Here is a 6,487-nt window from a genome sequence, read left to right as displayed (position 1 = left end):
GTGGCGGGGTGGGGCGGCCGCGGCCGGGCCACCACCAGTTGGCGTGGCCGAGCAGGCTCATCAGCGCGGGCACGAGGACGAGCCGGACGATCGTGGCGTCCACCGCGACGGCGACCGCGAGGCCGAGCGCCATCATCTTGATCGTGGGGTCGGGCTGCGGGACGAAGCTGGCGAACACGAAGATCATGATGAGCGCGGCGCAGCTGATCAGCCGCGCGGTGGCCCCGATGCCGATCGCGACGGACTCGTGCGGGTCGCCCGTCCGGTCGTACTCCTCCTTGATCCTGGACAGCAGGAACACCTCGTAGTCCATGGAGAGCCCGAAGACCAGGGCGAACATGAACAGCGGCACGAACGACATGATCGGGATGGCCTGGTCCAGGCCGAGCAGCTCGACTCCCCAGCCCCACTGGAAGACCGCCGTGACGACGCCGAAGGACGCCCCGATCGACAGCAGGTTCATCAGCGCGGCCTTGATCGGGACGATGACCGACCGGAAGGCGATGACGAGGAGCAGCAGCGCGACGCTCACGACCGCGACGACGACGGTCAGCATGCGGTCCCCGACGGTCTCGGCGATGTCGATGATCGCGGGGTTCTCGCCGCCGAGGTAGATGTCCGCCCCGGGGTTGTCCGCCCGCACCTGCGCCAGCTCCACGTTCCGCAGCCGGTGGACGAGGTCGGTGGTCGTCTCGGCGTGCGGCGCGTCCCGCGGGGTGACCCGCACGATCGCGGTCGTCCCGGTCACCACGGGCTCCCCGGCGAGCACGACACCGGGCGCCTCGGACAGGACGCGCTGCAACTCCTGCCCGAGGAGGACCGCCCGCTCGTCGGGCTTCTCGTCCGGGTCCGGGGCGCCCTTCGGGCGGGACTCCGCGGCCGGTGCGGACGGGGACGAGGTCGCCTGCGGAGCGGCCGGTCCCGTCAGGCCCGCCAGCCCCTGCATCCCGTCGACCGTGGGGACCGCCCTTTCGGGCTTCTCCCGCTCCCCCTTCTCCTGCACCTTCGCGACGACCACGAACGGGCTGAAATGCCCGGCGCCGAACTCCTCCGCGACGATGTCGTACGCCTGCCGGGACTCCATCTCGGGCGACGCCATGCTGTCGGCCATCACCCCGAACCGCAGGCTGAGCGTCGGCACCGACAGGGCCAGCAGGACGAGCGTCGCGACGATCGCGTAGGGCCAGGCGTTGCGGTCCACGTGGCGTCCCCACGTCATCCACCGCTGCGAGCTGCGGTCCGGCCGGGTTCGCGGCAGCTTGTACCGGTCGATGCGCTCCCCCAGCGACCCCAGGATGGCGGGCAGCAGGGTCAGCGCGGCGACGACCATCATGGTGACGGCAAGGGCCGTCACCATGCCGATCCGCCCGACGAACGCGATCCCGGAGAGGAACAGCCCGCAGATCGCGAACACGACGGTGCCGCCGGCGAAGACCACGGCGTGCCCCGCGTGCGCCATCGCGCGCCCGACCGCGGTTTCGACGTCGTCGCCCTCGGCGAGCTGCTGCCGGTAGCGGGTGACGACGAACAGCGCGTAGTCGATCCCGGCGCCGATGCCCAGCATCGCGGCGGCCATCGGCGCGGTCGGCGCCAGCTCGAACATCGACGCCAGGAAATGGATCAGCGAGTACGAGACGGCCAGCGCGCAGAGCGACACCAGGATCGGGATGCCCGCCGCGAAGTACGATCCGAACGCGAGCAGCAGCACGATCATGGCCAGCAGCATCCCGGCGCCCTCCTGCCAGCCGCCCTCCGGCTGGGTGAGGAGCATCGAGACGATCCCGCCGAACTTGACGTCCGCCCCGGCCATCCGCGCCGGCTCGACGGCCTCGTTCAGTTCGTCGAGGTCGGCCTTGCTGACGTCGCTCATCGTCCCGACGTAGTTGAGCCGGACGACGACCGCGTCGTCCGACTTCAGCCCGCCCATCCCCTGGACGTAGGGGTTCTCGACGAACGCGACCCGGTCGAGCTTGGAGATGTTGTCGATCGACTCGCCGATGGCGAGGGCGACGCGCCAGTCCGCGGGGCCGGCCCGGGGCGTCTCGTGGAAGACGACGGTCGAGGTCGGCCCGGTCATCGCCGGGAAGTCCTCGGCGAGCGAGTCGAGGGCGAGCTGGGTCTCGGTGCCGGGCAGCGAGCTCTGCTGGACGAACATGCCGCCCTGCATGATGCCGAGCACGCCGGCACCGAGGATCGCGACGACCCACAGCTCGAAGACCGCGCGCCGCCGCCGCACGCAGAACCGGCCGAGTTCGCCCAGGAACCGCGCGATCCTGCCGGATTCGTCCGACCGCCCCGCCGTGCCGCGCTCCGCGAATCGCCCCATACTCGCAGAGAACACCTATTGCATGCACTTTTGCAACCGATGCAACTTTGCAGTCGTGGTAATGTCCGTCACATGCAGGGCACGGCCGACGAGCACGATCCCGCGCCGGCGGGCCTGCGCGAGCGCAAGAAGCGGCGCACCCGGCAGGCCATCGCGACCGCCGCGCTGCGGCTGTTCGCCGAGCGCGGCTACGAGGAGACCACGATCGCGGAGATCGCCGCCGCGGCCGACGTGTCGCCCCGCACGTTCTTCAGCTACTTCCCGTCCAAGGAGGACGTGGTCTTCGCGGAGATCGACGACCGGCTCGCCGAGGTGTCCGAGCAGCTGCGCCGCACGCCGGGCGAGACGCCGATGGAGACGATCCGGCGCAGCGTCATCGACGTCCTGGAGGCGCTCGTCGCCGAGCACGGCGAGTACGGGGCCGTGCAGATCGCCCTGATCCAGGAGCGGCCCGGCCTGCGGGCGCAGGCGCTGCAGCGGATGCTGTACACCCAGGAGCAGCTCGAGGCCCTGCTGCGCGACCTGTGCCCCGACCTCGCGGAGGTCGACGCCGTGGCCGCGTCCGGCATGGCGATCGGCGGGATGCAGGCGGTCGTCGCGCACTGCCGCCGCGAGGGCTACGACCCGCTGTCGATGCGCAGGGCCCTCGACCGGGCCGTCGACATCGTGGAGCGCGGTCTCGCCTCGGTCGACGCCCTCACCCGGCCGTCGCTCTAGCGCTAGTCCTCGATCTTGAGGCGGATGCGGCGGAAGCCGCGGCCCTTGTTCTCGACCTTCGCGACCCGGATGCGGCCGATCTGCTTGGTGGAGCCGACGTGGGTGCCGCCGTCCGCCTGCGTGTCCAGGCCGACGATGTCGACGATGCGGACGTCCCGCACCTCGGGCGGCACCAGGTTCGTCGCCGTCCGGATGATGTCGGGGATCTCGAACGCCTCGGCCCGCGGGAGCGTCCTGACGTCGATGCGCCGGTCGGCCTCGACCTCGGCGTTGCACGCGTCCTCGACGGCCTGCTTGAACCCGGGCGGGACCTCGCGCAGATCGAAGTCCATCCGCGCGGTCAGCGGCTCCATATTTCCACCCGTGACGAGGCAGCCGTAGTCGCGGAAGACCACCCCGCACAGCAGGTGCAGCCCGGAGTGGGTGCGCATCAGCGCGGTGCGGCGACCGTCCTCGACGGCGCCCCGCACGACGGTGCCGACCGGGGGGACGGGGTCGCCCTCCACCGGGATCAGCTCCAGGTCGTCGCCCTTGCGCACCCCGGCGACGCGGGTCTGCACGCCCTGCCACAGCAGGACCCCGTGGTCCGGCGGCTGGCCCCCGCCGCCGGGATAGAACGCCGACCTGTCGAGGACGATCCCCTCGGGGCCCGCGTCGAGGACGACGGCCTCCCATTCGCGCAGTGCCTGGTCGTCCAGTTCCAGCCGGGTCGTTCGCCCATGAACCTCGCTCATGCGCTCACCCTAGGGATCACCAGGGGCCGTAGGGGCCCGATCGGTCACCGCGGCCGTTCTTCTTCTTGTAGGGCGCGACCGCCGGGCGGACGTCGGCGAGGTAGATCGCGGCGGCGATGAACGCGGCGACCGGGAGGATGCCGATCAGCAGGCCGATCGGGCTGATGCCGAGCGCCCCGGGCGCGATGGCGTGGGCGCCGCCCACGACCGTCGCGACGATCAGCACGATCATCCACATCTTCTTGCGCCACTTGCCCGCGGCGGAGTACGCGCCCTCCGGGACGGACAGCGAGTCGATCAGCGCCCACGCCTCCATCACGAACGCGATGATCAGCAGCAGCCAGAAGAAGTAGTCCAGGACATTGAAGCCCGACATCGGCGATCAGCGCTCCTGCTCGTTTCGGACGGCGGCTCCACGCCGCGCACACGGGGTCTGACTACCCCAACCCTATGCGCGCCGTCCAGCGTTGACCGGTGCCCCGCCTCCACCGGCGAAAACGGAGCCGCCTGTGGGAGAAGACGAAGGAGCCCGGCCGGGTGTTCCCGGCCGGGCCCCGCGGATCGAGGCGCGCTCAGGCGCCGTTCTTCTTCGTGGTGGAGCGGGCCTGCGTCCTCCCCTGCGCGGGCTTGCGCGCCTGGGAGGTGCGGGCCTTCGCGCCCGCGGCCGGCTTCGCCTCGGTCAGCTCGGCCACCTCGACGGCCTCGCGGTTCACGACCTTCTTGCCGCGCTCGGCGAGCTCGTCGATGAACTCGGCCGCCCGGGTGCCGAAGTGCGTCGCGTAGGCGACGGCCGCGCCGGGCAGGTCCTTGGCGTCGACGCGCTCCTGGTAGCGGGAGACCTCGCCGCGGTAGCGCTCGACGGTGCCGCGCACCTGGTCCCGGTAGCGGTCGACCGTCTCGCGGACCTCGCCCTGGTACTTCGTCGCGGTCTCGCGGGCACGGCCCTGGTACTTGGTCACGTGCTCCGGGACCTCGCGGATCTTCTCCACCGCGAAGTCACCGGCGCCGGCCACGGCGTACACGGCCTTGCTCTCGCGGAAATTGCTGGCCAGCGTCATCCGACCTCTTCCTTTCCATCCTGTTCGGTGTGCTCTGGCATGGCTCGTTCGGGGACATCCGGTTCGTCCGGCACTCGCCCGGCGCGGCCGCGCGCGGCGGCCCGTGCGGCCGCATCGCTCTCGGCCGCGTCGCCGCCTGCCTCGGGCTCGGCGTCTCCGCCCGGGAAGATGCCCGCCGCCTCGTTCTCCTTGAGGAACGAGGCGTAGATGTCGAGCAGGACCTGCTTCTGCCGTTCGGTGAGGAGCAGGTCGTCCCGGACCGCCGCCTGGACGTCGGTGTCGGTCTCGCGGTCTTCGAGGATCCCGGCCTGCACGTAGAGCGCCTCGGCCGAGATGCGCAGCCCCTTGGCGATCTGCTGCAGGATCTCGGCGCTCGGCTTGCGCAGCCCGCGCTCGATCTGGCTCAGGTACGGGTTGGATATCCCGGACACGTCGGCGAGCTGACGCAGCGAGATCTTCGCCCGCGTCCGCTGCTCCCGGATGTACTCCCCGATGGAGCCGACCTTCGAACTTGCCATGTCTCCACCCTGCGTCATGGTGCTTGCAATTGCAAGCAGTCTAGCTAGCACTCGGCGGTGAGTCCGCTCACATGCCGCCGCGCAAGGTGGGGGAAATGGGGGAAAAGCTCAGCTGACCTTGGAAGACGGCACCGTCCAGGTGTTGCAGACGGCCAGCCGCCGCCCCTCGTAACCGGTGACGACCCAGCCCGCGTAGTGGCGTCCCGAGCCGTGGTCGCGCTTCTCGGGCGGCAGCCGCTCGTCGCCGCGGCCGCGCACGTCCCTGATCATGGCGTTGAACTGGTCCTGCGTCATCGGGAGCGTGACCCGCTCGGTGCCGAGGAACGCGCCCGCGAAGCACTGCGCCTGCAGCTCGATGCGGCGGCTCGCCTCGTTGCGCCGATCGATGTCGCCGGTGTCCATCAGCCGGTTCCCGTAGAGCAGGATCCCGGCCCGGTTCTGGACGTGGTGGCCGTACTCGTGCGCGATGACCCGCGCGAACACCGCCCAGTTGGAGAGCGGCTCACCGCCCGAGGTCTCCACGACGTGCCGGACGCCCACGTACATCGTGTCGTTGGCCGGGCAGTAGAACGCGGACGCGCCCGGGGCCGGGTACGTGCCGCAGGGGCTGCGTCCGGGCTGGTCCCAGAACACGCGGTCGGGCTCGTCGAACCGGATCCCCGCCTTGCGGAACTGCTGGGACCACGAGTTGTCGAGGCAGTCGCTCAGCACGTTCATGAACTGGCGCATCGACGCGCTGCTCGGCTGGATGCCCGGCACCCGGCAGTTCACCGGCGCCAGCGCGCCGGTCTCGTAGAGCCTGCTGCCGACGGCCTGTTCGCGGGCGGACCCGCCTCCGCCGCCGCCCCCGGAGGAGATCGGGGGCCGGTTGGCGGTGGCGCCGCCCTGCCCGACGAGGAACGTCGCCCCGAGGATCGCGATGACGGCCACCGACGTGAGGGCGCCGAGGATGCCGGCGATCGTCCCGCCCGCGCTGCGGCGCGGGGGCGGGCGCATCGGGACGTACCGGTACTGCTGCGGATAGGGCGGGCGGCCCGGCGGCCCGTAGGGAGGCGGGCCGTATCCCGGCGGACCGTAGCCCGGCGGACCGGGCACGGGCCGGCCGTACGGGGGCGCCGGGGGCCGCCCCTGGGG

Annotated in this window: 7 protein-coding genes; 1 reads left to right on the top strand and 6 read right to left on the bottom strand. The window is 71.4% G+C overall.

Annotation, left to right across the window (positions count from 1 at the left end; genetic code table 11):
- Nucleotides 1-2,326, bottom strand: a 2,326-nt coding sequence (locus E1266_RS34550; protein ID WP_132054360.1) for an MMPL family transporter, incomplete at its 3' end; no start/stop codon positions are given.
- Nucleotides 2,327-2,398: 72 nt separating this feature from the next.
- On the opposite strand from E1266_RS34550, the gene E1266_RS34545 reads away from it, so the two are divergent.
- Nucleotides 2,399-3,043, top strand: coding sequence for a TetR family transcriptional regulator (locus E1266_RS34545; RefSeq protein ID WP_132054358.1), 645 nt, complete (start codon nucleotides 2,399-2,401; stop codon nucleotides 3,041-3,043).
- Nucleotides 3,044-3,045: 2 nt separating this feature from the next.
- On the opposite strand, the gene E1266_RS34540 is transcribed toward E1266_RS34545, so the two are convergent.
- The 5 genes from E1266_RS34540 to E1266_RS34515 form a co-directional block, all read right to left on the bottom strand.
- Entirely contained in the window at nucleotides 3,046-3,777 is a 732-nt protein-coding gene (locus E1266_RS34540; RefSeq protein ID WP_132054356.1) for an alanyl-tRNA editing protein, read from the bottom strand.
- A gap of 16 nt (nucleotides 3,778-3,793) precedes the next feature.
- On the bottom strand, nucleotides 3,794-4,153 hold the full coding sequence (locus E1266_RS34535; protein ID WP_132054354.1) for a DUF2516 family protein: 360 nt from the start codon (nucleotides 4,151-4,153) through the stop codon (nucleotides 3,794-3,796).
- A gap of 196 nt (nucleotides 4,154-4,349) precedes the next feature.
- Entirely contained in the window at nucleotides 4,350-4,835 is a 486-nt protein-coding gene (locus E1266_RS34530; protein WP_132054352.1) for a hypothetical protein, read from the bottom strand.
- Entirely contained in the window at nucleotides 4,832-5,353 is a 522-nt protein-coding gene (locus E1266_RS34520) for a helix-turn-helix transcriptional regulator (RefSeq protein WP_279436372.1), read from the bottom strand. The genes E1266_RS34530 and E1266_RS34520 overlap by 4 nt, the downstream gene beginning before the upstream one ends.
- Before the next feature lie 108 nt (nucleotides 5,354-5,461).
- Nucleotides 5,462-6,487 (bottom strand): neutral zinc metallopeptidase (locus E1266_RS34515; protein WP_347876770.1); only part of this gene is annotated, 1,026 nt, incomplete at its 5' end.

The organism is Actinomadura sp. 7K534, assembly GCF_004348575.1.
Classification (GTDB): domain Bacteria; phylum Actinomycetota; class Actinomycetes; order Streptosporangiales; family Streptosporangiaceae; genus Spirillospora; species Spirillospora livida.
Note: the sequence above shows the minus strand (reverse complement) of the source record. Positions and strands in the feature narration are given on the sequence as shown.

What these genes read in the sequence shown, in the direction of transcription:
- E1266_RS34545 (WP_132054358.1), top strand. Translation starts at nt 2,399, where the DNA reads ATGCAGGGCACGGCCGACGAGCACGATCCCGCGCCGGCGGGCCTGCGC.
- E1266_RS34540 (WP_132054356.1), bottom strand. Translation starts at nt 3,777, where the DNA reads ATGAGCGAGGTTCATGGGCGAACGACCCGGCTGGAACTGGACGACCAG.
- E1266_RS34535 (WP_132054354.1), bottom strand. Translation starts at nt 4,153, where the DNA reads ATGTCGGGCTTCAATGTCCTGGACTACTTCTTCTGGCTGCTGCTGATC.
- E1266_RS34530 (WP_132054352.1), bottom strand. Translation starts at nt 4,835, where the DNA reads ATGACGCTGGCCAGCAATTTCCGCGAGAGCAAGGCCGTGTACGCCGTG.
- E1266_RS34520 (WP_279436372.1), bottom strand. Translation starts at nt 5,353, where the DNA reads ATGGCAAGTTCGAAGGTCGGCTCCATCGGGGAGTACATCCGGGAGCAG.